Genomic DNA, 24,611 nt, shown 5'->3' with positions numbered 1-24,611 from the left:
TTGCCTCCTTAGTAACATTTTAAAGGGTTCCCTTAGAGAAAAAAGCAGGTGGTGAATATGAGAATAAAGCTTGAACACGGAGCTGGTGGAGAGTTGATGGAGGAATTTATTAGAGATGTGATTCTCAAAAACCTTACATTGAAATCAGCCGGTGGGATAGGGCTAGATGCCTTAGACGATGCCGCAACAATTCCCTTCGGAGATAAGCATTTGGTTTTTACCATAGATGGGCATACAGTTAAGCCGCTCTTCTTTCCCGGAGGGGATATAGGCCGCTTGGCTGTGAGCGGAACGGTGAATGATTTAGCCGTAATGGGGGCAGAGCCTTTAGCGCTTGCAAACTCTATGATAATCCAAGAAGGGTTTAGCGGGGAGGACTTTGAGAGAATCCTAAAATCAATGGATGAAACTGCAAAGGAAGTTCCAGTTCCTATAGTTACCGGGGACACCAAAGTCGTCGAAGATAAGATAGGGATTTTCGTTATAACGGCTGGAATTGGAATTGCTGAAAGGCCGATAAGCGATGCTGGGGCAAAGGTGGGAGATATTGTTTTGGTCAGCGGAACTGTTGGTGATCATGGGATAGCTTTGATGAGCCATAGAGAAGGGATAGCCTTTGAGACGGAGCTTAAGAGTGACGTTTCCCCCGTATGGGAAGTAGTAAAAGCTGTCGCTGAAACAATTGGGTGGGAGAACATTCATGCAATGAAAGATCCCACAAGGGGCGGATTAAGCAACGCCCTGAACGAGATAGCAAGAAAGAGCAACATTGGGATTCTTGTTAGGGAGAGTGATATCCCAGTAAAGCCCGAGGTAAGGGCTGCTAGTGACATGCTTGGCATAAGCCCATATGAAGTTGCCAATGAAGGAAAGGTCGTGATGGTTGTCGCGAGAGAATACGCTGAGGAGGCTCTTCAAGCTATGAGAAAAACCAAACTCGGCAGAGATGCTGCGATTATAGGTGAGGTAATAGATCAATATCGTGGCAAGGTGCTTCTTGAGACTGGCATAGGTGGAAAGAGATTTATGGAGCCACCCGTTGGTGACCCCGTGCCGAGGGTCTGCTGAGCTATTCTCTTTTAATGTTCTTTTATGTACATTGTATCCTTATTTGAGTCACAAAAATTTATAAATCACTTCTTTTCTTCGCCACCGGTGGTGATACAATGGTGGAACTTAGAGAGCTCGTGAGAAAGAAACTTATTGAGGGAAAAATAGGCTTAGAGGACTTGCCACTGCTTTTGCTCTGCGGATTGGCATCTTGCAATGATAAGGAGTGAGACCTTTACTTTTCCCATTTTTGCTCTTCGAAACCAGCAAGGTTTATAAGCTGGTCTCTTTTACTAAAAATCGAGCGCCGGGGTAGCCTAGCCAGGGAAGGCGGTGGACTCGAGATCCACTGGGCGTTTGCCCGCCGGGGTTCAAATCCCCGCCCCGGCGCCATAGCCGAGCAAAAATTGGACTTCGCTTCTTTCCCATCTTCAAAAAACTGGAAACAAATTCACTCTTAAACAAAAGTAATAAAAAAGCATAACAAAACTACGTGGTTACCAATGCCCCGTCCTTTTCAACTATTACTGTATGTTCTGCCTGGGACACAAGTCCTCCCCGTATTTCCTTTAAGATTGGATACCCATACAATGCTCCGGCTTTTTCAAGCTGTATTAATGCCAGTCTTAGCTGTGCATCCGGCATGAGCTTTTGAACCCAGCGGTATGCAAAGGGTAAAGTGGAGAAGTTCTTTTTAACGTAGCTTAAGAGGTTTCTTGCCTGTGGTAACCTAACGGGTCGGTCTCTAAGGTACATATAGATCAGCGTGGGAGGCACCTCTATTACCTGCCCAGCACCCGTGGTTGCAAAGGGCTCTATCGCTACAACATCCCCTTCTTTGAGCTCATGGTTATCGTGTGGTCTGTAAATGTTTGGAATTGAAATGCCTGTATGGAGCTTATACCTCTCTATTACATGCCCGCTGAGATTAACTATTGGATTGAAGCCCTTTCCTCTTATGGTCTCTTCTATAACCTTCCCGATTTCGTTTATTCTTACTCCAGCTCTGATAACGTTTATCGCATTTTCAAGCGCTTCCCTTGAAGCCTCAATTAGCTTGTCATCCTCCATTCCCACTCTCACTGTAAAGGCTGTATCCGCTATGTAGCCATCAACGTGAACGCCTAGATCAACTTTTAGGTAATCCCCCTTCTGGAGAACCGTCTTATCCCCGATATAGGGGGTGTAGTGAGCGGCAATTTCGTTTATTGAAAGATTGCACGGAAAGGCCGGTTTTCCTCCAAGCTCCATTATTCTACTTTCAACAAACTCGGCTATCTCATAAAGTGATGCTCCAGGTTTTATTAGCTTTAAAACCTCTTCTTTAACCTTCTTTGCAATTTCACCTGCCTTGAGGAGATTCTCAATTTTGTCTTCCACTTCTACCACCTAAGTTCACTCTCTATTTTGTTTTTAAAAAAGTTGTCTGATTTCTCGAAAATTTTTTAACGCCCTATTCTCCTTAAACAATGTGGTGACTCAATGCTAGAGCTTCGTAAGTACATCAACATCGCCGATGACATCTTTGTCATAAGAAATCTCATAGGAGCGCTCCTTCAAGGTATAGGTGTTGCTTATCTAATCCCAGTCTTAATTACGTGGATTTACAGGGAAGAGATGCAGTACGTCTATTATTTTGTCATTCCTGGTTTGGCATGTATTCTTTTTGGCGCATGGCTTGCTAGACATTCTGAACATATAGAAGACGTAAACCTGAGGCAGGCCATGATTTCTGCCGCTTTCGTATGGCTTTTTGCCTCTTTTGTAAGTGTAGTTCCCTTCATTAGGATAGCGGGCATGAGCTTTGTTGACTCCTATTTTGAGAGCATGTCTGCTTGGACTGGAACCGGGTTAACCATGATGCACAATCTCGAAAGCTACCCCCATATAATTCTCTTCTGGAGAGCTTGGATGCAGTGGCTTGGTGGAATAGGCATAGTGCTGGTTGCCCTTACCATTTTGATTCGCCCAGGAGTTGCTGCGGCGAGACTTTACAGAGCGGAGGCGAGAAGCGAGAGAATTCTCCCAAACTTGGCAAATACTTCAAAGATAATCTTCCAGATATATGCCGTCTTGACGGTTGTAGGTGTTTACCTATACTACATAAACGGTATGGGGCTCTTCGATGCTGTGATACACTCAATGACCGGGCTTGGAACCGGTGGTATGAGCTCCCACGACTTGAGCATAGGGTTTTTCAACAGCCTCAGCATAGAGGCAGTTACGATTTTTCTTATGATAATGGGTGCAACAAACTTTACCGTCCACTATAAAATGTTTAAGGAGAAGTCCCTTGTGCCATTCTTTAGGGACATCCAGGTTAAGTACATGTTCTTCTTTTTAACCCCAGTTATAGCACTCATTGGATATGGGCTTATGGTTTACGATGGGCTGACAATTGGAGAATCTTTCAGGGAGGCCGTATTTCATGCGGTCTCTGCCATAACATGTACTGGCTTCTCTATCTCGGATTTATCCAAATATCCAGAGCTGGCAAAGCTCCTAATTGGTTTTCTGATGGTAGTTGGTGGTGGGGCTGGAAGCACGGCGGGAGGTATAAAGCTCATCCGCATCACTCTAACGTTCCAGACCTTGAAGTGGACTATCCAGCAGGCTATCCTTCCTAAGGGGGCAGTCATAAAAAGGAAAATTGGTGATTATATCTTCACGGAGGAAGATCTGCAGGAGGTTTTAGGATTTACGATGACTTACATTGCTTTCTTGTTAATTGGAACCGTATGGGTCATGCTTAGGGTTGGGGCTAGCTTGGCGGACGCTTTCTTTGAAGTTGCCTCAGCTCAGGGAAACGTTGGGTTAAGTGTGGGAATAACATCCCCGGGATTGCCGCTGGATGTTAAGGTTCTCCTTATCCTTCATATGTGGATTGGAAGGCTTGAGATATTCTCAACCCTTGTGTTCATATTTGGCGTTCTCCTAATGGTGCCCAGAATCGTGGAGAGGGAGTAAAGCATGATAAGAGTAGAGGATCTGAGTTTTAAATATACTGGAGCAAAGGAGTATTCTCTCAAGGACATCAACTTTAAAGTTAAGAAAGGAGAGTTTTTGGGCATTTTGGGAGCGAGTGGAAGCGGCAAATCTACCCTCTGCTTAACATTTAACGGGATAATTCCCCATTCGATAAGAGGAGATTTTAGGGGCAATGTCTTTGTAAAGGGATACAACACTAAAGAAGCTAGCGTAGCGGAACTTTCGAAGATTGTTGGATTAGTTCTCCAAAATCCTGACTCCCAGCTCTTCAACATGACCGTCGAGGAGGAAGTGGCATTTGCCCTTGAGAACCTTGGCCTGGATGTGGAGGAAATAAGGAGGAGGGTTTACTGGGCATTGAAAATTACTGGACTTGAAGGGCTTGAAAAAGAATTTCCTCCAAACCTAAGTGGTGGGCAGAAACAGAGGCTTGCGATAGCCAGTGTTTTAGCCCTTAAGCCAGAGGTTCTGGTGCTTGATGAGCCTACCTCTCAACTAGACCCCATTGGCAGGGAACAGGTTTTAAGTTTGATAACCCTTTTAAACAAGGAACAAGGTATTACAATAGTTCTGGTTGAGCATAATACCGAATATCTGTTTGATTTTGCCGATAGGATAATAGTTTTGGATAGGGGAGAGCTAGTGATGGAAGGAAAACCGAGAGAGATTTTTGAGGAAGCGGATTATCTAAGGGAGCTCGGCATCAGAATCCCTATTAGCGTAAAAATCGGGGCTGAATTAAAAAGAAAGGGACTTCTCAAAAAAGCCGCCCTAAATGATAAAGAACTCATAAAGGCTCTCAAAGCCCTGTTGAAGAGCTGAGCCTTTCCATCAGCAGCTCTAGATAGGATTTTCTTTCAAACTTTTCAATCCCAAGGGCCTTTAGGATTTCCATGAGCCGTGGAACTTCCTTTTGCACTTCTTTTTCGTCTTTTGCAAGTTTTTCTATCTCGACGAACTTTCCAAGCCCCTCTACATCATCTAACGTAATGGTGACGCCTTTCTCCACGTAATATTTCTCCCTAGTTTTTCTCACCGTGAGAACCTCTTTAAAGCCGAGAAGCCTTAAAAGTTCAAGATATGCATCAACATCCTCAATGCTTACTTCTATTTCCTTCCTTGTTTTTGAAAGCGTATCAATCTTGGGTCCTTTGTACGTGAGAAATGCCTCGAAATGACCATTAAAGCGTTTTATTCTTATCCTAAGTGCCTCATCCGTCTCTACAAAATCCCTGCATGGGTGGTTGAAGTAGATGTCCTCGTGTATTTCTTTCCTCATAAAGGTGAAGGTTTCCCTAACCCTTTCGAATACCCTATCATCTGCATATCCTTTGAGCTCAATCTCGATCATCTTATTCCCTCCAGGTTTCTTTTAGCTTATTCAAGCATCTTTTGCAGTAGTCTTTTCCTTTATAATCAGTGTCGATTATTGAATTTGAGAAGTGCATTACGCATCTGGGGTTTTCGCAATGGCCGAGCCCAAATACATGCCCGAGTTCGTGCATTGCCTCCTTTATGGCCCTTTCTTTTAAAACTTCTCTATCTTTTTCATTATAAAATTCTGGCCTCAGTCTCGCCAGTGATATTATAGCAGCTCTCAAGTAGGGATTAGCTAGTCCAAAAATGAAGTTCATGCCCTCCTCATAGAGGTCTGCATCAGTGATCCCTAAAACTGCTGAAAAATCCCCTCTATGTTCAGCAACCTTTGCAAGAAAGAATCTTCCGAGAAATTGCTCCCTAATTGGATTGTAGGAAAAGAAGAGATCGCTTGCAGTTAGGAAAGGCAAAATCTCCACTTTAAACCCAAATTTTGAGTAGAATTCTCTGATATAGTCAGCAACTCCCTTTAGAACATCTTCCTCAACCTCTTTCACTACCAACGGAAGGATTCCTATCTTCACCCTTCACCCTCCAGAAAAGAAGTTAAGAATTTTAAACCCTCTTCAAGGAACTGCAGGTATTCTTCCATGTTCTTAAAAGCTATCTCATCGTTAAGAATATCGTAGTTGTAAACTAACACATCTCTCAGCTGAACCAAGAAATCAAGCTTCTCCTTCAGCTCATCATCAATAATCTTCTCCTCATGCAGGTTCTCAATTATTCCTTGATAACTTACTGCTCCAAGCTCTAAGCTGGAGGAGATTTCGTTGAGAGCATCAAGAAGGTTCTGAATTGCAAATTCAAGCTGCTTGTATATTCCGTCTTTGGCAAGCCCCATCTTTGAAAATCTTTCTTGAGTTTTTGGAAACGATGTTCTTATAACCTGAATACTCTTTTCTATGAGCTTTATTCTATACCCAATCTCTTCTTTCTTCACACGTAACACCAAGAATAATTAGGGAATAAGAAAAGATAAGGTTTTTCATGGAGTTAAGTCCATTGGTTTGAGCTCTTCCAGCAGATGTTTTGCAAGTTTTATGGTATTATCAACGTCTCTCGCATCGGCAAGCTCTACCTGTGAGTGCATGTATTTTATTGGAATCGAAAGGACTGCTGTCGCTACTCCTTCACGGTTTATCTGCATGATGTTTGCATCAGTTCCAGTTGGTCTTGGGCTTGGCTCTACTTGGAGGGGTATCTCGTATTTCTTAGCAACTTCATCAGCAAATGCCCTAACCTTTGGATTTATGTTTGGTCCAACGTCCATTACAGGGCCTTTTCCGAGCTCTGGGACTATTTTACCTTTGTCTCCTGGCTGTTTGGCAAAGGTAACGTCCATTGCTATTCCAATCTCTGGGTCAATTGCATAGCTTGCCACCCTAGCACCTCTCAGTCCAACCTCTTCTTGGACGCTTGCCACGAAGTATATGTCTGCTTGATGCCCTTCCAATGATCTTGCCGCTTCTATCATTGCATATAGGCAGATTCTATCGTCTAAATATGGGGTCGCAAAGCGGTTTTCGTTAAGCCTTGTGAAAGCAGGGGCAAATTCCATTATGGTTCCTACCTTTACGCCCATTTTCTCCGCTTCTTCCTTGGAGTCTGCTCCGATGTCGATGACTATTGTGTCCCAATCGGCAGCTTTGTTTCTTTCTTCTGGCTTAGTTAGGTGGGGCGGAACATGTCCGACTATACCATATATTTCTCCCTTTTCTCCGAAGATTCTTACCCTTTGTGCCACAAGAGTTCTTGGATCAACCCCGCCAACTGGAACAACGTGTAGATAACCCTTTTCATCTATATGATTCACCATAAGACCTATTTTGTCCATGTGGGCAGCGATCATTACCTTTGGACTATCGCCCTTTTTGTGGGCTATAACGTTTCCAAGCTTGTCCACTTTGATCTCATCGACGTAACCTTCAAGAGCTTCGATTACAACATTCCTGATTCCCATGAACTCGTATCCAGAAACCCCTGGAGCTTCGATAACCTTCTGCATAAGCTCCCAGTTGACCATTTTATCACCCTCCATTTAGATGCTTATCTTAATGAAGCTTTGGACCTTAAAAATTTTTCCGAAGAAAAGAGAAGATTCAGAGAATAACCTGCAAAAAGGCCTCTTCCCCGGGTTCAAGTTTGTCTATCTCCCATATTACTTTACCGTCCTCTATTGCTACCTTTCCTTTTGTTGCCCTTGCATCGACAGCGTTTATTGCTTTTTCATATCTGAAGTTGCGAAGCTCCCTAAGCCTTGGAGCCCTCACCTTTACGAAGTAGTATTTATCGAGCTGCTCTTCGAATTTAAGGGGCTTGAAAAGGGCTAGATAAGAAGTGCTCCCAAAGATTATTGCGGAGAGAACTAGGATTAGGGGTAAGTTTCCATAATCTTTTGGTTTCACTGGAGGAATTGGTGTTGTCTGGTTTATTGGGGTGGGAGTTGTTTGAGTTGGGGTCTCAGTTTCTGGCTTTTTGGGTTCCTTGACAGTTACTATTGCCTCAGCACTCAAATACCTATCGCTCTCGGCTTTTAGAGAGATGCTACCGAAGCCAGTCTCGTTTAAGTTTATCACTGCCGTCCCATTTTCATCCGTTACGCTGTAGGTTTTTCCAATCGGCCCTATGGCCTCTATGGTAACGTTCCCTATTCCTTTTCCTGCCGAGTCCCTAACGTAGACTAAAAGAGTTTCATTTCTCTGTTCATATGCCATGAAGAGCTTTTTAACTTCAACAAACGTTTCAACTATTTTTCCATCAAGATTGAGGGTTATATGATAAGTTCCGGGCTCCTTTGCCTCAACGAAAGCTATTCCATAGGAATTAGTTTTCAGCTCAGTGCCCTCTATCGTTACTGGTATTCCTTCCACCCCGTTTCCTTCCTCGTCTAAAACTCTCACGTATATTATGCCCTTTTCGAATTTTGTCTCGTATCTCAGCTTCCTTTGATAAACCTCAAAGCTTTTTGTAATTGTTTTTGAGATTCCCCCAAACCTGCTTCTCATAACAACTGTGTATTTTCCCACGTCTGGCTTGGGAAGAAATATCACGTACTCCCACCTGTTTTTTGGATATTCGGGGTAAAGGAAGATGTTGTGGATGGACTTCTCTGCAATCGAAACGTTTTCTCTGTAGATTTCATAAGAAACATCCCCAAAAATTATCCCGTTGGATGAAGAGGAAACCTTCAGCGTTATTGCAACGTCTTCCCCAAAGAGATACCTGTCCTTCACATCGATGTCAATTGAATAGCTCACTTTTGTTAGGATTCTTAGGGATATTGGAACTTCAATAAGCACCGCTCCTACCCTTGCAACCACTTTTAGGTCATAAACCCCTGCTTTGGGGTTTTCAACATATATGGGCAGAGTTTTCTCTACTTTTTCTCCAGGTTCTAGCTTTTTTATGACATCTTGGCTGTAGAGAAGACCCTCGATGAGTGGCCCGGAGATGTAGATGGTTACGTTCTCTGCCGTTTCGTTACCAATATTGCTTAGTGTAACGGGAACTGAGATTGTTTCACCGGGCTTTGCTTCAAAGCTTTTTTGAGTGACTTCAAGTAACAGAGAAGGCTGGGCACTTGCCCCTGGGATAGGGAGCAAAAAGAGAATTGCTATCAAAACAATTGCCCTTTTATCCACCTTCAATCACCTCAATTAAAGATTTTTGCTTACCAACTACTTCATCAAAGGTTTTGGCTTTATGCTTTGCCGTTTGAAGGGTTATTCTATAATTTTTTCCGCTCTTTTTTAGCTTTTCAGCATCAAAAAAATACCAACCATTGTTTATGAATTTGATAGCAAAGATTCCTTCTCCTCCAAATCTGTTGGCAAAGCTTTTTACCTTCTCAACCTCTTCCTCGCTTAAATAGATTTTATCGCTCCTCGTGGTTTTAACCTCAATGCAGAGGTAAAGCTTACCATTCCCCGCAACTATATCAACTTTTTTGCTCCCCGCTGACCTAACAACGGCAAACCCCTCTTTTTCAAGCATTTTTATAAGCTCTCTCTCAGCACTGGCCCCTTTTCGATATCTCATTAGCGTCCCACCACATATCTTTTAGGGTGTTAAAGTTTATAAGTTGTTTTACCCAGCCATTACTGGTGGTAATCATGGTGGTTTACGAGCTAAATGGAAAGAAACCTAAAATTCACGAAACGGCTTTTGTGGATGAGAACGCTTACATAATTGGAGACGTCGTTTTGGAGGAGAAAACGAGCGTTTGGCCTTCAGCAGTTCTGAGGGGAGACATAGAACAGATATACGTTGGAAGGGGCTCCAACATTCAGGACAATGTTAGCATCCACACTTCCCATGGAACGCCCACAATAATAGGGGAGTACGTTACAATAGGGCACAACGCAGTTGTCCACGGGGCAAAGATTGGAAATTACGTTATTGTAGGAATGGGTGCTGTGGTGTTGGATGGTGCAAAGATTGGGAATCATGTTATCATAGGGGCTGGAGCTTTAATACCTCCAGGGAAGGAGATTCCAGATTACAGCCTTGTCGTAGGTGTTCCGGGCAAAGTTGTAAGGCAGCTCAGTGAAGAGGAAATAGAGATGACAAAGAAGAATGCTGAGATTTATATTGAGCTTGCCGAAATGCACATGGCAAAGAGAAAGAAGATTGAGTGAAGGAAGATGCTCTACAGGATTGTTTCCAAAATTCCTCATATTTTATTTAAACCCGCTTATGACTTGTATGAGTCTTACCTCTTTGAAAAAGTTAAGTCTCAGCCTGAAAAGATACCCAAGCATGTTGCAATCATAATGGATGGCAATAGAAGGTGGGCAAGACTTTTGGACAAGCCTCCTTGGTACGGTCACTTTTTTGGTTCCAGAAAGCTGGAAGAAATTCTTGAGTGGTGCAGGGAGCTGGGAATAAGGACGCTGACTGTTTACGCTTTCTCAACTGAGAACTTTAAGAGAAGCAAGGAAGAAGTGAAGATGCTCATGGATCTCTTCGAAAAGAAGTTCAAAGAACTTGTACATGATGAAAGAGTCCACAAGTATGGAATAAGGGTCAATGTCTTAGGTAGGAAAGAGCTGCTGCCAAAGAACGTGAGGGAAGCGGCGGAAGAGGCTGAAAAAGCTACGAGGAAATACAATAACTATACCCTAAACATTGCCGTTGCCTACGGGGGGAGAAGCGAGATTGTTGATGCCGTAAAGAGAATTGTTGAAGACGTTCAAGCTGGAAAGCTGAGCAAAAATGAAATAAACGAGGAGCTCTTGAAGAGGTATCTTTATGTGCCCAACATGTCTGACCCGGATATAGTTATAAGGACAGGTGGGGAGATAAGGATAAGCAATTTCCTTCTTTATCAGATTGCCTATAGCGAGCTTTTCTTCGTTGATGTGTATTTTCCCGAATTCAGGAAGATTGACTTTTTGAGGATAATAAGAGAATATCAAAAACGCCACAGAAGGTTCGGGAAATAGTTATGGAAAGATTTATAACTGGACTTTTGAAGTGAATGATGAACTGACGATCAATGTTTTAGGTGGTGCGATATGGGAAAAAGGGAAGAGATGATTAAGGAAATCAAGCAATTGATGACTCAACCAGAGAGAATTAGAAATATGGGTATTGCCGCTCACATTGACCACGGTAAGACGACACTTAGTGACAACCTGTTGGCTGGAGCGGGAATGATTAGCGAAGAGCTTGCAGGAAAGCAGCTTGTCCTTGACTTCGATGAGCAAGAACAGGCAAGAGGTATTACAATTAACGCCGCTAACGTTTCAATGATTCACGAGTATGAGGGGCAAAAGTACCTCATCAACCTCATTGACACTCCAGGTCACGTTGACTTCGGTGGTGACGTTACAAGAGCAATGAGAGCCATAGATGGAGCAATAATCGTTGTGGATGCCGTCGAGGGTGTAATGCCCCAGACGGAGACTGTTCTTAGGCAGGCTTTGAGAGAGTACGTCAAGCCAGTTCTCTTCATAAACAAGGTTGACAGACTCATTAAGGAGCTCAAGCTTACCCCGCAGCAGATGCAGGAGAGGTTTGTTAAGGTAATTACCGATGTAAACCGTTTGATTAGGAGGTACGCTCCTCCAGAGTTTAGGGACAAGTGGCTTGTTAAAGTTGAGGACGGTAGTGTTGCCTTTGGTTCAGCTTATTACAACTGGGCACTCAGCGTTCCCTACATGAGGAAGACCGGTGTCTCATTCAAGGACATTATTGACTTAACAAACGCTGGTGACCTAAAGACCCTTAGAAAGAAGGCTCCACTTCACGTGGTTGTTTTGGATATGGTAGTAAGGCACCTTCCAAATCCACTACAAGCACAGAAGTACAGAATTCCGCACCTTTGGAGAGGAGACATCGAGAGCGATGTTGGTCAAGCGATGCTTAACTGTGATCCAAATGGAAAGATGGCCATGGTTGTTACAAAGATCATTATTGACAAGCACGCCGGTGAAGTTGCAACCGGTAGAGTATGGAGCGGTACTGTAAGGACGGGTCAAGAGGTTTACCTCATCACCGCAAAGAGGAAAGCGAGAATCCAGCAAGTTGGTATCTATATGGGACCAGAGAGAATCAACATGGAAGCCGTCCCAGCAGGTAATATAGTTGCTGTGACAGGTTTGAGAGATGCAATGGCTGGTGAGACAGTTAGCGAGGAGCAAATCGAGCCATTCGAGGCACTTCACTACACAAGTGAGCCCGTCGTTACAGTGGCTATTGAGGCCAAGAACGTTAAAGACTTACCAAGGCTTATCGAAGCTCTCAGACAGCTCGCCAAGGAAGATCCAACACTCCACGTCAAGATTGACGAGGAAACAGGTCAGCACCTCCTCAGCGGTATGGGTGAGCTCCACCTTGAGGTCAAGCTCGTGCACCTTAAGGAGCAATGGGGCGTTGATGTCGATGTTTCAGAGCCAATCGTCGTTTACAGAGAAAGCATTACAAAGCAAAGCCCAATAGTCGAAGGAAAGTCACCAAACAAGCACAACAGGTTCTACATTGTTGTTGAGCCAATGCCAGATGAGATCTACCAAGCAATTAGAGAAGGCGAAATACCGGAAGGAAGACCAAAAGATCCAAAGGCTGTTGCAAAGAAGCTCGCAGAGCTTGGAATGGACTACGACATTGCAAGAGGCATTGTGGACATCTACAACGGAAACATGTTCCTTGACAACACCAAGGGTATTCAGTACCTCAACGAAGTTATGGATCTCCTTGTAGATGGTTTCCACCAGGCAATGGACGAGGGACCACTTGCCAGAGAGCCTGTAATGAAGGTAATAGTTAGACTCGTGGATGCAAAGATTCACGAGGACAACGTCCACAGAGGTCCAGCTCAGATTTACCCAGCAATTAGAACCGCTATCCACTGTGCAATGATGAAGGCGAACCCAGTGCTTTATGAGCCATACCAGAAGGTCATTATTAACGTTCCATACGAATACATGGGTGCAGTCAGCAGAGAGCTTAACCAGAGAAGAGGACAGCTTGTCGACATGAGGCAAGAAGGTGAAGTAATGATTATCATTGCAGAGGCTCCAGTGGCAGAGATGTTCGGATTCGCCGGGGCAATTAGGGGTGCAACAAGCGGTAGAGCGTTGTGGAGCACAGAGCACGCTGGCTTCAAGAGGGTTCCAAATGAACTTGCAATAAACATCATAAGACAGATAAGACAGAGAAAAGGCCTTGATCCAAACCCACCGACAGAGAAGGACGTCTGTCCACAGCAGTGAAGTCTTTTCCTTTCTTATCTTCTCTTCTTGTGACTTTTTGTTGTTGAGATTGAAAGTTCATAGCTGGGGTTTGTGATAATTGTGTCAATGTTTTTTATAAACCTATTGGATAAAATCTAAGATAATAGCCCTACTTCTTTGCAAATTTACCAATTTTTCAAAGTTTTTTGCACAAAGTACATATAGGACTTCGGTAATTCCTCATACTGGTGATGCTCATGAACGCAGTTCAACTTGTAAGCAGGGATATTGAAAAGGTGATAAGAGTACAGACGAAAGTTATAGACTATATGACAGACTTCTTTGTGAAGAAGGGCTTTAAGTGGCTCTTGCCGGTTATGCTTAGCTCGATAACCGATCCCTTGTGGCCAGATCCGGCGGCGAGTAAAATGAGAGCCCCAGAAATTGAAGCTTATGGGACAAGACTAAAGCTGATGCACAGCATGATTCTGCATAAGCAGTTTGCCATAGCGATGGGATTGGAAAAGATATTTGTTCTTTCACCAAACATCAGGCTTGAAGAGAGAGATAGAGACGATGGAAGGCATGCATATGAATTTACCCAGCTTGACTTTGAGATAGCCTATGCCACTATGGACGACGTCATGGGGTTGATTGAGGAGCTCATGGTTGGGCTCTTTAAGGAAGCGAGGAAATGGGATGAACTTGAAGGGAGAGAACTGCCCAAGGTTAAGTCACCGTTTAAGCGCTTCACAATGGCCGAAATAAGAGAAGAGTTTGGGGACGAAGAGAAAGCAAGTAAGGCAATGAGCGAGCCTTTCTGGATAACGGACATTTCGAGGGAATTCTACGACAGGGAAGATCCGGAGAGACCGGGGCACTTTAGAAACTACGATTTGATCTTGCCCGAAGGTTACGGGGAGGTTTCTAGCGGTGGAGAAAGGGAGTGGCAGTATGATGTGATAGTTAAAAAGCTTAAGGAAAGCGGGTTAAGCTTAGAGGCCTTTAGGCCTTACCTCGAGGTTGCAAAAGCTGGAAAACTTAAGCCCTCTGCTGGAGCCGGCATCGGAGTGGAGAGGCTTGTTAGGTATATAGTTGGCGCAAAGCACATAGCTGAGGTGCAACCCTTCCCAAGAGTTCCGGGGATTCCTGCTGTTATTTAGCTTTACTTCATTTTCCATAAGTTTCCAAACTTGTTCCGGTGAACCCTCTCCCACATTACTTCTTTTTCACTGTGGGGCGGCTTTTCTTCGGCGGGATAGCCTATGCCAATGACGCATAAAACTCTCACATGCTCTGGGATTCCTAAGAGCTCTCTTACGTAGTCTTCCGCACTCTTCTCTTCGTTGTGCATTCTGTCGAGTACATGTCCCCAACATGCACCTAATCCTAACGCCGTGGTAGCCAGCTGTATGTGTTCTGCCGCTATAGATGCATCAAACACCCAAGCGGAGCTTATTTCCTCATCTCCGCATACAACTATTGCTAAAGGTGCGCTGTTTCCAAAAACTCCAACGCTGGTCTTGTTTGAGCTAGCTTTTTAATGAGCTCTTCCTCGTCAACAACTACGAAGTGCCATGGCCTTCTGTTCCTTGAGCTTGGGGAATAAAATGCCGCCTCCAGAATCTTCTCCACGTACTCCTTTGGAACCTTTTTCTTCTGATACTTTCTAATGCTTCTCCTCTTTTTAACAACCTCAAAGAACTCCATACTATCACCAAAAATAGAGAGTAGAGAAATTTAGGCATTTCCACTTAAGTATTCGTGTATGCTCTTTGCGGCTTTTCTTCCGTCGCCCATTGCCAGAATTACCGTGGCTTCCCCCCTTATAGCATCCCCACCAGCAAAAACACCTGGAATGCTTGTCATTAGCTTATCGTCAACTACTATCCTTCCCCACCTGTCTACAAGAAGATCTGGTACGCTTTGTATAAACGTTTTATTTGGGGTCTGTCCTATTGCTATTACGGCATTGTCAAATTCCATGATGAAAGTTTCGCCCGTTGGGACTGGCCTTCTCCTTCCGGTTTCGTCGGGTTCTCCAAGCTTCATCTTCTCAAGCTCTATCGCCTTAAGATTTCCGTGCTCATCTCCGATAAATCTTTTTGGAGATACCAAGAACATGAACTTAACTCCTTCTTCCTCGGCATGGTGTATCTCCTCTATCCTCGCTGTCATCTCCTTTTTTGTTCTTCTGTAAAGAATCCACACTTCAGCGCCAAGTCTCAACGCAGAACGAGCCGCGTCCATTGCCGTATTTCCTCCCCCAATAACGGCCACTCTCTTGCCTACTTTAATCGGGGTATCATACTCGGGGAACTGGTATGCCTTCATGAGATTAACTCTCGTGAGAAACTCATTTGCCGAATAAATTCCGTTTAGATTTATTCCTTCCCACTTCACGAATTTTGGAGTTCCGGCACCGGTTCCTATGAAAACTGCATCGTACTCTTGTTTCAGCTCTTCAAATGTAATTGTTTTACCCACAAGCGTGTCGGTCTCAATCTTCACGCCAAGCTTTCTCAGGTTTTCAAGCTCTCTCCTAACTATCTCTTTAGGAAGCCTGAATTCGGGAATTCCGTAGATCGTAACTCCTCCTGGCTCGTGGAGGGCTTCAAATATCGTCACCTCATATCCCATTTTAGCCAGCTCAGCGGCACATGTCAGTCCAGCTGGTCCAGCTCCAATAACGGCAACTTTCTTTCCGTTTGGCTGTATTCCTTTTATTTGTTCCTGGAGAAGTTCTTCGTCTATGCCGTGTTTTCTTGCGTAATCTGCGACAAATCTTTCGAGCTTCCCTATGTTAATAGGATCGCCGATTTTACCCATTGTACATACTCCTTCACATTGATCCTCTTGGGGACAAACTCTACCGGTAATTGCAGGGAGTGAGTTGTTTCTCCATATGACCTCTAGGGCACCCTTTATGTCTTCTTCAATTATCTTTGCTATAAAAGCCGGTATATCTATGTAAACGGGGCATCCCTGTATACACGGAGCGGGCTTACATTGAAGGCATCTTTCAGCTTCTTTCTTTGCAAGCTCTAAAGTGTAACCCAAGTTTACCTCGTTAAAGTCCTTGTTTCTCTCTTCGGGAGGTCTTTCTGGAGTTGGAACTCTCTCTTTTATAATCTTTCTTGGCATTTAAACCATCCCCCTCTCGCGCTTCCATTTTTCAAATGAAAGTTTCTCCAAGTCTTTATAATAATCCAGTCTTCTCATAAGCTCATCAAAATCAACTTCATGCCCATCGAACTCTGGCCCATCTACACATGCAAACTTTATATCTCCCCCTACAGTAACCCTGCAGACACCGCACATGCCTGTTGCATCAACCATTATTGGATTTAGACTAACTATGGTTTTGATTCCATGGGGTTTCGTCAGCTCTGCAACGAATTTCATCATAATAGTTGGTCCTACAGCATGAACGAGGTCTATCTTCCTCCCTTCATCGATGAGCTTTTTAAGTGCATGAGTTGTAAATCCTTTCATCCCATAGCTTCCGTCGTTAGTTGTTACTATCACCTCATCACTTACCGATCTTAACTTATCCTCCCAAAAAACGAGTTCTTTGGTTCTAAAACCTAGAATGGATATTACATAATTCCCCGCTTTTTTCATGGCTCTTGCAACGGGATAAATTTCTGCTACTCCTACTCCACCCCCTATCATAACTACGGTTCCAAACTTGTCTATGTGACTTGGCTGTCCCAAGGGCCCCAGAACATCTAAAAGGTACTGTCCTGCCTCATATGTTCCTAACTCATAGGTCGTTTTCCCAACCTCTTGGGCAACTATCGTTATTGTACCTTTTTGGGGATTTGTATCCGCTATCGTTAGAGGGATTCTTTCTCCCCTCTCGTGAAGCCTTATGACAACAAACTGACCTGGTTTCGCATGTTTAGCTATTCTGGGTGCTTCTATTTCAAAAAGATTAATATGTGGAGCCAATCTCTCCTTGTGAACTATTTTGAACACAAGACATCACCACTATTAGTTTGTAGGTTTACTAATATAAACCTTTTCCAGATAGGGACATTGATGCTCATCGTTATACTCTTAGTTATAAAACATCATCAATCCCCATTAGTGTACTATAAAGTATATGTTTGTAACATTTGGTTGGGCACCTTCTGTTTAAAAAATCCTTAAATCCGTTCTTTACAAACATAAAATTGAATAATGGATTTGGGTGGTTGTCTTGCGATATGTAAAGCTACCTCAGGAAAATTTTGAGGAATTCTTCAACTCTTTGAAGAAGTGGGGCAAAGTGTATGCCCCGGTGAAAAAGGGAAACATCTATTCCTTCCAGCATGTCGAGAAACCTTCAGAGATAGCCTTTGATTACACCAGAACAATGCTTCCTCCGAAGAAGTTCTTTGTGAGGCCTAAGGATGAAATGCTCAGGCTTAAAGGAGGTAAGTGGGAAGAGAGCGATGGGGTTGAACCAATAGTTCTCTTTGGGGTTCATTCGTGTGATATCCACGGATTGGAGATACTCGACAAGGTTTACCTTGACGAGCCAGTAGATCCCTACTACAAGAAAAGAAGGGAGAATTCAATAATAATTGGCATGAGCTGTATGCCAGATGAATACTGCTTCTGCAAAAGCTTAGGAACAGATTTCGCCATGCACGGCTTTGATCTATTTTTGCATGAGCTCCCGGACGGCTGGTTAGTGAGGGTTGGTAGTGTAAAAGGACACGAGATTGCATGGGAAAATGAAGAGCTCTTTGAAGAACTTACAGAGGAGGATATGAGGAACTTCAGGGAGTTTGAAGAGAAAAGGGCCAATTCCTTTAAGAAGCACCTCAACAAGGAAGGTCTTGAAGACATGCTTGACTTAGCCTTTAACAGCCCGGTGTGGAAAAAGTACGAGAAGATATGTCTTGGATGCGGCAACTGTAACATGGTTTGTCCGACGTGTAGATGCTATGAAGTGTGCGACCTATGGATGAACGCCTATGAGGCAGTAAGGGTGAGGAGATACGATTCCTGTTTTATGGAAAGCCACGGTCTGGTTGCTGGAGGACATAACTTTAGACCAACTCGTTTGGATCGCTTCAGGCATCGCTATTACTGTAAGAGCTACTTTGATCCTTCAGCGGGCTTTAACTGCGTTGGATGCGGAAGATGTGACGAGTTCTGTCCAGCTAAGATAGAGCACGTTAAGGTTCTTGATGAGGTAAGGGAGGGATTACAATGACCTTCCAAACGCACGATGCGAGGATTTTGGAAGTTAAGGAGCTCACCTCAAGGGAAAAGCTTTTTACACTTCGTTTTGTCGATCCCGAAGTCAACAGAAGCTTCAAATACAAGCCCGGTCAGTTTGTTATAGTTGACATAAGGGGCTTTGGAGAGTTTCCGATAAGCCTGTGCTCAACTCCCACAAGAGAGGGTTACTTCCAGCTCTGCGTAAGAAGGGTAGGAAGAATGACTAAGTACATGCACACTCTAAAGGAAGGCGACATTGTTGGGATTAGAGGTCCTTATGGCAATGGCTTTCCAATGGAAAAGATGGAAGGTTCAACTTTAGTTCTCGTGGCTGGCGGTTTGGGAATGGCTCCCCTCCGCTCAGTGCTGTGGTATGCTCTGGATACAGGGAAATATGAGAAAATCTACCTCTTCTATGGCACAAAGGCCTATGAGGATATTCTCTTCAGGGATGAGGTGATACACCTCCTCAAACATGGGGAGGATATGAACTGTCATGTGAAGCTCGCCTACGAAGTGGAAACCCCCTCGTGCATATACTTAGAGAAGGGCTATTCACCGAGGGTATGCAAAGGAGTCGTTACAGACCTCTTTAGAGGAGAAACCTTTGACGTTGAAAACACCTATGCACTAATCTGCGGCCCACCGGTGATGTACAAATACGTTATCAAGGAGCTTTTAGATAGAAAACTCTCTCCGGGAAGGATTTACATGACCCTCGAAAGGAGAATGCGCTGCGGAGTTGGAAAATGTGGCCACTGCATCGTGGGAACGAGCACCTCTATTAAATACGTGTGCAAAGACGGTCCTGTATTCACTTATTGGGATGCTCTATCTACAAGGGGGCTGATATGATGCTTAAGCTTGGTGTTTTTGAGCTGACCGATTGTGGAGGATGCGCTCTCAACATTCTCTTCCTCTACGAAAAGCTCTTTGATCTGCTTGAATTCTACGAAATAAAGGAATTTCACATGGCTTCAAGTATTAAAGAACACGACACCCTTGACGTTGCAATAGTGACGGGAACGGTTTCAACTCAGCGAGACCTTAACCTCCTTCACTACGCAAGAAACCATTCAAACTACCTCATAGCCCTCGGAACCTGTGCCACCCATGGAGACGTTCAGGCGAGTGTTGAAGGAAAAATAAGGGAAAAGCTTGAGAAAGTTTATGGAACGAGAGCAAACCCAATGAAGGCTCTGGATTCAACTCCGATTGTGCAGCATGTGGCCGTTGATTACGCCTTGCCGGGCTGTCCCTATGATAAGGATGAAATTTATCAGGTGCTCATGAATTTGGCAAAAGGTGTTGAGCCACCTACAAAGGACTATCCGGTCTGTGTGGAGTGCAAGCTCAATGAATACGAGTGCGTTCTTATTAAGAGGGGGATTCCTTGTTTGGGTCCAATAACGCTCGGCGGGTGCAATGCAGTCTGTATAAAATCTCAGCTGGGATGCATTGGGTGCAGAGGGCCTCTGCCGAAGGAAGCAAACCCTGCAAGTGAGTTCGAGATTCTCAAGGAGCTTGGCTACGACGAGGAATACATTCGGAGAAAGTTCAAGACTTTTGCAAGGGGTGAGCTGAGATGGTGAGCATTGAGATCGAAGCTTTTACAAGGGTTGAAGGAAACGGAGGGGCAGAGGTAATCATCGAGAACGGGGAAGTGAAGGACGTTAAGGTAAAAATATTCGAAGGGCCAAGGTTCTTCGAGCTCCTCACCCTTGGAAGACACTACTGGGACGTGCCAGATTTAGAGGCTAGAATATGTGCCATATGCTATCTGTCGCATTCAGTCGCTTCGGTACTTGGCATTGAAAGAGCCTTTGGAGTTAAAGTCCCAGAGGAGATAATGCTCCTAAGAGAACTCGGCCTTCTAGGAGAACTCATCGAGAGTCACGCTCTGCACCTCTACCTCTTAGTTGCTCCGGACCTTTTCGGGTATGCTGACGCAATAAGAATGGCGAGCAAACACGGTGAGATCGTTAAGGAGGGTCTTGCACTTAAGGCGTTCGGCAACTATCTAAGGGAGGTTATTGGTGGAAGGGAGATACACGGCATAAATGTTAAGCCCGGTGGATTTGGGAGATATCCAACAATAGAAGAGCTTGAAAGAATGGAAAGGCAAAGCGAGGCATTATTAAAGCTTGCAAGGAGGGCAGTGGGCATATTTGCAGGTCAAGAGTATTTGGGTGCAAAAGCAGAGCATTACGTTGCAGTTAACGGCTACCTCTATGGGGATGGGCTGATTGCTGACGACGGAGAGCACTTTGATTATTTCAAGTGCATTGAGGAGAAAACCCTACCCTATAGCTTTGCAAAGCAGAGTAGATATAAGGGAGATGTATTCATGGTAGGAGCCCTTCCAAGGGTAATATTGAAGTACGAAATGCTTACCCCAATGGCAAGGCATCTCTACGAGGAATATAAAGAGAAGCTCGCTCAAGGATACGTCAGCTTAAATAACTTAGCTCAAGCCATAGAGCTTGTATATGCCCTCGAGAGGACGAAGGAAATAGCCAGAGCTCTTCTCGATAAGGGCTTTGAGGGAGAAAATGTGCCGATTGAACCCAAAGAAGGAGAAGGAATAGGTTACGTTGAGGCACCTAGGGGTGTTTTGGTGCACCACTACAAGATTGATGAAAAGGGCAACATAGCGTATTCCAACATTATAACCCCCACAGCTTTCAACCATGCCATTATGGAGCTCAGCCTTTACGAAGAGGCTAAAAAGAGGTATGGAAGCTCGGATGAAATGACTTTCCTTCAGAAGCTGGAAGAAACCGTGAGGGCATTTGATCCATGCATTTCCTGTTCTGTGCACGTTGTTAGGCTCTGATTCTTTTTTATTTTTAATGCAAAAAAGTTATATTCGTAGAGGGCATTAATTAATTGTGGAGGTGAGAACTTGGAATCCTTGGAGGAGGTTTTTAAGCTCGTCGATAAAATAAAGTTTGGCGAGATTGTTCTCGTTGAATACTACCGATCGTTCATACCTGAGCTTATGACCCTTGGTCTTCTGTATTATGGGAAATCGAGAGGCTTGCCGGTTATAATTGATGATAACTTCGATTCTCTCCACGTTATCCAGAAGCATCTTGAATTTGTTGGCATTGAGGAGGACTTTGGAGATGCCCTTGTTGTTAAAACCGGTGGAAAAAGGAACGTTGGAAACGTTGTCACAAGGGTAAAGTTTGTCAGCGAGCCGGTTATATACATAAGAAATTATGAAGAGGCAGGGAGAGCGGTCTTTTCAAAGGTTGAAAAATCCATAAACATTGTCCTCGGCCTTGAAAGGCTGTTTTCGTTTGTTTCATCGGTACCAGAATTCTACGCCTTTATCCTTGCACTTCAGTCTTTCCTTGGAAATGAGAAGCGGAAGGCCTTCTATTTAGTCAATAAAGAGATTGCATCTTCAATCCCATTTAACCCTCTACCAGAACTTGAAAGATTGGCAACTACGGTAATTGAAGCTGTCCCAACCCCTACGAGCGGTATTTTTACTTTCAAAAAATCCACAAGCTTGGATCTGCTTGGAAAGGAAATCGAAATTCCAACCGGGGTGATAGGATGGAAATGACGAAAGAGATGCTTTTTGATGTAATAGATAGAACGCCCTTCGGTGATTTAGTTTTTATCGAGGATGAGACCACTTACGGCTCGATTATGGCCACGTATGCTTTTGTGAGATACGCGCGAGAGAGGGGAATTAAAATAATGATTGACGACGTCTTAGACACTCTTTTTCTGATAAAAAAGCAGCTGGAGTTTCTTGGCGTTCAAGAGGACTTTTCAGATGCCCTTGTAATTAAAACTGGGGGGAAGATGGACGTTGGGAAGGTCGTGGGAAGGATTCCCTTGGAAACAGAGCCGGTGATATATTTGAGCAGATATGAGGGCATGGCAAACGAAGTTTTTTCTGAGGGGAAGTACATCAACATAGTCCTTGGCCTTGAGAGGCTTTTTGCTTTCATGCAGGAGCCCGTTGAATTTTATACGATAATAAACTCCATTCAGGGATTTTTGGGCAACAAGAGCAGAAAAGCGTTTTACATAATAGACAAAAACGTTGCTTCAAATTTCAAGTTCAACCCAATTCCGGAGCTAGAGGAAATAGCGACGACTGTGGCGTATATCAAAGGAGAATACGGAAAGGGAAAGGTTACCTTTGGAAAGAACCCATTTATAGAGTTTTTAAGCAATGAATACGAGGTCTCCCTTGAGAGAGTACTCCAGTGGTGAACATGGGGCTCTTTGACATTTTCAAAAAGAAAGAGGGTGGAGTTGAGATATTCTCAAAAAGACCCGTGGCTAAGTTTAAGGTGGAAAAGGTCTTTGAAATCTTTGGCAGGGAAGTTCTGGTTGGAGAAGTTGTTGAGGGAGTTATTTACCCAGGCTACAAAGTGAAGGGAAATGGGGCGGCACTCATAAGGGAGATACAGAAAGAGAGGCAAAAGGTCGATTTTGCGCTCGAATATGATAAAGTGACCCTTGTTTTGGAAGGGAAACTTAACACCAAAGCCGGGGAGATACTTGAGGTTTATCAATCCTAAGGGCTTTTAAACCTCTTCACTTATGCTTTCTTGGTGGTGGGAATGATAATATTTGACAACCATTTTCACGTTGACCCCTTTAAAGGGCTGTTCTTAGAGGCGGTTAAAGAATTCCATAAGGCTGGAGGGACGCATCTCAACGTGGTTTACAAGAGTGCCCACGATTACGGATTTAATGGAATTAGAGCTGAGGACTTCATGAAGGCCATGGACTTTCACATAAGCCTTGTGGAGAGGATAAATAAAGAAACCCCAGTTAAGGCATTTGCCGTGGTTGGGGTTCACCCGGCGGAGTTTGCCTACCTTGCGGAGAGGAAAGGTGTGGAATACGCTAAAAACGAGGTCATGAAGGCTTTAGAATATGCCCAAAAGCTCTGCCTTGAGGGAAAGGCCATAGCGATAGGTGAAATTGGAAGACCTCATTACGAAGTCAGCGAGGAGATATGGAATGCAAGCATAGAGCTCATGAAGTATGGAATGGAATTGGCCAAAGAAGCAGACTGTGCAGTTCAGCTCCACACGGAGAGCTTTAATGAAGAGAAGTTCAGAGAGCTCGGAGCGATCGTCAAAGAAGTGGGCATAAAGCCCTACAAAGTTGTTAAGCATTACTCCCCGCCGCTGGTCAAGGTTGCCGAAGAAGTTGGGGTTTTTCCCTCAATTCTAGCGAGCAAAAAATCCCTTATGGAAGCCCTAATGCAGGGAAGCAGGTTCTTGATGGAGACCGATTACATAGACGATAAAAGAAGACCTGGGGCAGTTTTAGGCCCCAAAACCGTGCCCAAGAGGACGAAAGCATTTCTCCAGCAGGGCTTAATGGACGAGGAAACAGCTTACAAAATCCACGTTGAGAATCCAAAAAAGGTGTATGGGGTAGAGATAGAGGAGTAAGGGCGATTAAACTCTTATCCCTTCTTCTTTAATAGTTTGTATGAACGAATCATTTCTCCTTCTGAATTCCTCTGGAGAAATAATAATCGGGCTTATGAGCTCCCCATACTCAAGAAGTACTTCAGTAGAAATATCTATGACATCTTCAAGTGGAACGTTACCAACAATCATCACGTCTATATCGCTTTCTTCTTCACTCTCTCCCCTTGCATAGGAGCCAAATACAATGATCTCCTGTATTTCGTCTCCAAATTTTTCTTTTATTCTTTTTAAAAATACTTCAAGGGCTTTTTTCTTCATCTTTGATCATCTCCAGAGCCTTTTTAACCCTGTCCAAGAATGCTTCAGCGCTTTCAACAAGTTCTTCAGCTTCTTCATGTGTTGGCTGGTAATAAATATCATAATCTGCCCGAGATCTCAGAACAAAGGCTTTGTTAAGTGCTTTAGCATATAACTCTTCAATAAATCCTTCCGTCACAAAATACAGCCCAAACATTTTGACAACTCCAGAGTGTTTTCTTGGCTTTATGCCTTTTGTTAAGAGTAATGCTTTAGCGGCATGGAACATTGGATAGTATGCTCTACTTATTGCATCTCTAAGCTTGTTGTTTTTCAGAAGTATATGCGCTGAGGAAAGCTCCTCTTCTGCAAGTCTTAAGTGGCGCTCTATCTCTTCCCACATGATGTTCCCCAAGGAAAAATTATGGTTAGCCAATATATTAACCCTTCGGGAGAAGGGAAATATATAAATATCCGGAGGGAGAAGGGAAATATATAAATATCCGGAGGGAGAAGGGAAATATATAAATATCCGGAGGGAGAAGGGAAATATATAAATATCCGGAGGGAGAAGGGAAATATATAA

At 43.9% G+C, this 24,611-nt stretch carries 26 protein-coding genes, 1 tRNA gene and 1 pseudogene; 16 read left to right on the top strand and 12 right to left on the bottom strand.

Annotated elements, in window-relative coordinates; translation table 11 throughout:
• Positions 1–57: 57 nt before the first annotated feature.
• Positions 58–1,068: a hydrogenase expression/formation protein HypE gene (hypE, locus tag NF859_RS01860; protein ID WP_252742880.1), complete on the top strand. Its 1,011-nt coding sequence runs from the start codon at positions 58–60 to the stop codon at positions 1,066–1,068.
• A 288-nt stretch (positions 1,069–1,356) separates the two neighbouring features.
• Positions 1,357–1,443, top strand: a tRNA-Ser gene (locus tag NF859_RS01855).
• A 96-nt stretch (positions 1,444–1,539) separates the two neighbouring features.
• Here NF859_RS01855 and map read toward each other — a convergent pair.
• The gene (map, locus tag NF859_RS01850; RefSeq protein WP_252742879.1) at positions 1,540–2,430 is read right to left on the bottom strand and encodes a type II methionyl aminopeptidase; all 891 of its coding nucleotides are present in this window, start codon (positions 2,428–2,430) and stop codon (positions 1,540–1,542) included.
• Positions 2,431–2,532: 102 nt separating this feature from the next.
• Here map and NF859_RS01845 point away from each other — a divergent pair, with 102 nt between their 5' ends.
• A complete protein-coding gene (locus tag NF859_RS01845; RefSeq protein ID WP_252742749.1) occupies positions 2,533–4,017 on the top strand; it encodes a TrkH family potassium uptake protein in 1,485 nt (494 codons plus the stop codon).
• 3 nt (positions 4,018–4,020) lie between these two features.
• Positions 4,021–4,860, top strand: a complete 840-nt coding sequence (locus NF859_RS01840; RefSeq protein ID WP_252742748.1) for an ATP-binding cassette domain-containing protein — start codon at positions 4,021–4,023, stop codon at positions 4,858–4,860.
• Here the strand turns inward: NF859_RS01840 and cyaB are convergent.
• The 6 genes from cyaB to hjc form a co-directional block, all read right to left on the bottom strand.
• The gene (cyaB, locus tag NF859_RS01835; RefSeq protein ID WP_252742747.1) at positions 4,838–5,389 is read right to left on the bottom strand and encodes a class IV adenylate cyclase; all 552 of its coding nucleotides are present in this window, start codon (positions 5,387–5,389) and stop codon (positions 4,838–4,840) included. The two genes, NF859_RS01840 and cyaB, sit on opposite strands and share 23 nt — an antisense overlap.
• Before the next feature lies 1 nt (position 5,390).
• Positions 5,391–5,939, bottom strand: a complete 549-nt coding sequence (locus tag NF859_RS01830; RefSeq protein ID WP_252742746.1) for an archaemetzincin family Zn-dependent metalloprotease — start codon at positions 5,937–5,939, stop codon at positions 5,391–5,393.
• Entirely contained in the window at positions 5,936–6,355 is a 420-nt protein-coding gene (gene hepT / locus NF859_RS01825) for a type VII toxin-antitoxin system HepT family RNase toxin (RefSeq protein WP_252742745.1), read from the bottom strand. Before hepT ends, NF859_RS01830 begins: the two co-directional genes overlap by 4 nt.
• A 45-nt stretch (positions 6,356–6,400) precedes the next feature.
• A complete protein-coding gene (locus NF859_RS01820) occupies positions 6,401–7,438 on the bottom strand; it encodes a lysyl aminopeptidase (protein WP_252742744.1) in 1,038 nt (345 codons plus the stop codon).
• Between the two features lie 76 nt (positions 7,439–7,514).
• Positions 7,515–9,056 (bottom strand): CARDB domain-containing protein, encoded by a 1,542-nt coding sequence (locus tag NF859_RS01815; protein ID WP_252742743.1) that lies wholly within the window; start codon positions 9,054–9,056, stop codon positions 7,515–7,517.
• Positions 9,049–9,453, bottom strand: a complete 405-nt coding sequence (hjc, locus tag NF859_RS01810) for a Holliday junction resolvase Hjc (protein ID WP_252742742.1) — start codon at positions 9,451–9,453, stop codon at positions 9,049–9,051. Before hjc ends, NF859_RS01815 begins: the two co-directional genes overlap by 8 nt.
• 74 nt (positions 9,454–9,527) lie before the next feature.
• On the opposite strand from hjc, the gene NF859_RS01805 reads away from it, so the two are divergent.
• The 4 genes from NF859_RS01805 (at position 9,528) to NF859_RS01790 (ending at position 14,254) form a co-directional block, all read left to right on the top strand.
• Positions 9,528–10,052 carry a gamma carbonic anhydrase family protein gene (locus NF859_RS01805; protein ID WP_252742878.1) on the top strand — a complete coding sequence of 175 codons (525 nt, stop codon included), beginning with the start codon at positions 9,528–9,530 and terminating at the stop codon, positions 10,050–10,052.
• A 6-nt stretch (positions 10,053–10,058) separates the two neighbouring features.
• Entirely contained in the window at positions 10,059–10,859 is an 801-nt protein-coding gene (gene uppS, locus NF859_RS01800; RefSeq protein WP_252742741.1) for a polyprenyl diphosphate synthase, read from the top strand.
• A gap of 72 nt (positions 10,860–10,931) precedes the next feature.
• Positions 10,932–13,130 (top strand): elongation factor EF-2, encoded by a 2,199-nt coding sequence (locus NF859_RS01795; RefSeq protein ID WP_252742740.1) that lies wholly within the window; start codon positions 10,932–10,934, stop codon positions 13,128–13,130.
• A gap of 218 nt (positions 13,131–13,348) precedes the next feature.
• Positions 13,349–14,254, top strand: a complete 906-nt coding sequence (locus NF859_RS01790; protein WP_252742877.1) for an asparagine synthetase A — start codon at positions 13,349–13,351, stop codon at positions 14,252–14,254.
• Positions 14,255–14,256: 2 nt separating this feature from the next.
• Here NF859_RS01790 and NF859_RS01785 read toward each other — a convergent pair.
• The 3 genes and pseudogenes from NF859_RS01785 to NF859_RS01775 form a co-directional block, all read right to left on the bottom strand.
• Positions 14,257–14,801: pseudogene (locus NF859_RS01785) on the bottom strand (nitroreductase family protein).
• A gap of 30 nt (positions 14,802–14,831) precedes the next feature.
• Positions 14,832–16,235, bottom strand: coding sequence for an NADPH-dependent glutamate synthase (gene gltA / locus NF859_RS01780; protein WP_252742739.1), 1,404 nt, complete (start codon positions 16,233–16,235; stop codon positions 14,832–14,834).
• Positions 16,236–17,072 carry a sulfide/dihydroorotate dehydrogenase-like FAD/NAD-binding protein gene (locus NF859_RS01775; RefSeq protein ID WP_252742738.1) on the bottom strand — a complete coding sequence of 279 codons (837 nt, stop codon included), beginning with the start codon at positions 17,070–17,072 and terminating at the stop codon, positions 16,236–16,238.
• A 223-nt stretch (positions 17,073–17,295) separates the two neighbouring features.
• On the opposite strand from NF859_RS01775, the gene shyB reads away from it, so the two are divergent.
• The 8 genes from shyB (at position 17,296) to NF859_RS01735 (ending at position 23,746) form a co-directional block, all read left to right on the top strand.
• Positions 17,296–18,300, top strand: coding sequence for an NAD(P)-dependent hydrogenase/sulfhydrogenase 2 subunit beta (gene shyB, locus NF859_RS01770; protein WP_252742737.1), 1,005 nt, complete (start codon positions 17,296–17,298; stop codon positions 18,298–18,300).
• Entirely contained in the window at positions 18,297–19,163 is an 867-nt protein-coding gene (gene shyC, locus NF859_RS01765; RefSeq protein WP_252742736.1) for an NAD(P)-dependent hydrogenase/sulfhydrogenase 2 subunit gamma, read from the top strand. The genes shyB and shyC overlap by 4 nt, the downstream gene beginning before the upstream one ends.
• Entirely contained in the window at positions 19,160–19,900 is a 741-nt protein-coding gene (shyD, locus tag NF859_RS01760; protein WP_252742735.1) for an NAD(P)-dependent hydrogenase/sulfhydrogenase 2 subunit delta, read from the top strand. Before shyC ends, shyD begins: the two co-directional genes overlap by 4 nt.
• A complete protein-coding gene (gene shyA / locus NF859_RS01755; protein WP_252742876.1) occupies positions 19,897–21,144 on the top strand; it encodes an NAD(P)-dependent hydrogenase/sulfhydrogenase 2 subunit alpha in 1,248 nt (415 codons plus the stop codon). The genes shyD and shyA overlap by 4 nt, the downstream gene beginning before the upstream one ends.
• 69 nt (positions 21,145–21,213) lie before the next feature.
• A complete protein-coding gene (locus NF859_RS01750) occupies positions 21,214–21,885 on the top strand; it encodes a DUF257 family protein (protein WP_252742734.1) in 672 nt (223 codons plus the stop codon).
• A complete protein-coding gene (locus NF859_RS01745) occupies positions 21,876–22,547 on the top strand; it encodes a DUF257 family protein (RefSeq protein WP_252742733.1) in 672 nt (223 codons plus the stop codon). Before NF859_RS01750 ends, NF859_RS01745 begins: the two co-directional genes overlap by 10 nt.
• Before the next feature lie 2 nt (positions 22,548–22,549).
• A complete protein-coding gene (gene pbp11 / locus NF859_RS01740) occupies positions 22,550–22,858 on the top strand; it encodes a tRNA-binding protein Pbp11 (protein WP_252742732.1) in 309 nt (102 codons plus the stop codon).
• Between the two features lie 42 nt (positions 22,859–22,900).
• Positions 22,901–23,746 carry a TatD family hydrolase gene (locus NF859_RS01735; protein ID WP_252742875.1) on the top strand — a complete coding sequence of 282 codons (846 nt, stop codon included), beginning with the start codon at positions 22,901–22,903 and terminating at the stop codon, positions 23,744–23,746.
• 6 nt (positions 23,747–23,752) lie between these two features.
• Here NF859_RS01735 and NF859_RS01730 read toward each other — a convergent pair whose 3' ends face one another.
• Both NF859_RS01730 and NF859_RS01725 read right to left on the bottom strand, forming a co-directional pair.
• Complete coding sequence (locus tag NF859_RS01730) at positions 23,753–24,046, bottom strand: nucleotidyltransferase domain-containing protein (RefSeq protein ID WP_252742731.1); 294 nt, start codon at positions 24,044–24,046, stop codon at positions 23,753–23,755.
• The coding region (locus tag NF859_RS01725) for a HEPN domain-containing protein (RefSeq protein WP_353936088.1) at positions 24,027–24,611 on the bottom strand (585 nt) is incomplete at its 5' end. The genes NF859_RS01725 and NF859_RS01730, both read right to left, overlap by 20 nt.

Source organism: Thermococcus alcaliphilus (assembly GCF_024054535.1).
GTDB lineage: Archaea > Methanobacteriota_B > Thermococci > Thermococcales > Thermococcaceae > Thermococcus_A > Thermococcus_A alcaliphilus.
The sequence above is the reverse complement of the archived record's forward strand: the minus strand, read 5'-3'. Positions and strand labels throughout refer to the sequence as shown.

Excerpts from the sequence above, each read along its gene's own strand:
- hypE (WP_252742880.1), top strand. The coding sequence starts at position 58 with ATGAGAATAAAGCTTGAACACGGAGCTGGTGGAGAGTTGATGGAGGAA.
- NF859_RS01845 (WP_252742749.1), top strand. The coding sequence starts at position 2,533 with ATGCTAGAGCTTCGTAAGTACATCAACATCGCCGATGACATCTTTGTC.
- NF859_RS01840 (WP_252742748.1), top strand. The coding sequence starts at position 4,021 with ATGATAAGAGTAGAGGATCTGAGTTTTAAATATACTGGAGCAAAGGAG.
- cyaB (WP_252742747.1), bottom strand. The coding sequence starts at position 5,389 with ATGATCGAGATTGAGCTCAAAGGATATGCAGATGATAGGGTATTCGAA.
- NF859_RS01820 (WP_252742744.1), bottom strand. The coding sequence starts at position 7,438 with ATGGTCAACTGGGAGCTTATGCAGAAGGTTATCGAAGCTCCAGGGGTT.
- hjc (WP_252742742.1), bottom strand. The coding sequence starts at position 9,453 with ATGAGATATCGAAAAGGGGCCAGTGCTGAGAGAGAGCTTATAAAAATG.
- NF859_RS01805 (WP_252742878.1), top strand. The coding sequence starts at position 9,528 with ATGGTGGTTTACGAGCTAAATGGAAAGAAACCTAAAATTCACGAAACG.
- uppS (WP_252742741.1), top strand. The coding sequence starts at position 10,059 with ATGCTCTACAGGATTGTTTCCAAAATTCCTCATATTTTATTTAAACCC.
- NF859_RS01795 (WP_252742740.1), top strand. The coding sequence starts at position 10,932 with ATGGGAAAAAGGGAAGAGATGATTAAGGAAATCAAGCAATTGATGACT.
- NF859_RS01790 (WP_252742877.1), top strand. The coding sequence starts at position 13,349 with ATGAACGCAGTTCAACTTGTAAGCAGGGATATTGAAAAGGTGATAAGA.
- gltA (WP_252742739.1), bottom strand. The coding sequence starts at position 16,235 with ATGCCAAGAAAGATTATAAAAGAGAGAGTTCCAACTCCAGAAAGACCT.
- shyC (WP_252742736.1), top strand. The coding sequence starts at position 18,297 with ATGACCTTCCAAACGCACGATGCGAGGATTTTGGAAGTTAAGGAGCTC.
- shyD (WP_252742735.1), top strand. The coding sequence starts at position 19,160 with ATGATGCTTAAGCTTGGTGTTTTTGAGCTGACCGATTGTGGAGGATGC.
- NF859_RS01745 (WP_252742733.1), top strand. The coding sequence starts at position 21,876 with ATGGAAATGACGAAAGAGATGCTTTTTGATGTAATAGATAGAACGCCC.
- pbp11 (WP_252742732.1), top strand. The coding sequence starts at position 22,550 with ATGGGGCTCTTTGACATTTTCAAAAAGAAAGAGGGTGGAGTTGAGATA.
- NF859_RS01735 (WP_252742875.1), top strand. The coding sequence starts at position 22,901 with ATGATAATATTTGACAACCATTTTCACGTTGACCCCTTTAAAGGGCTG.
- NF859_RS01730 (WP_252742731.1), bottom strand. The coding sequence starts at position 24,046 with ATGAAGAAAAAAGCCCTTGAAGTATTTTTAAAAAGAATAAAAGAAAAA.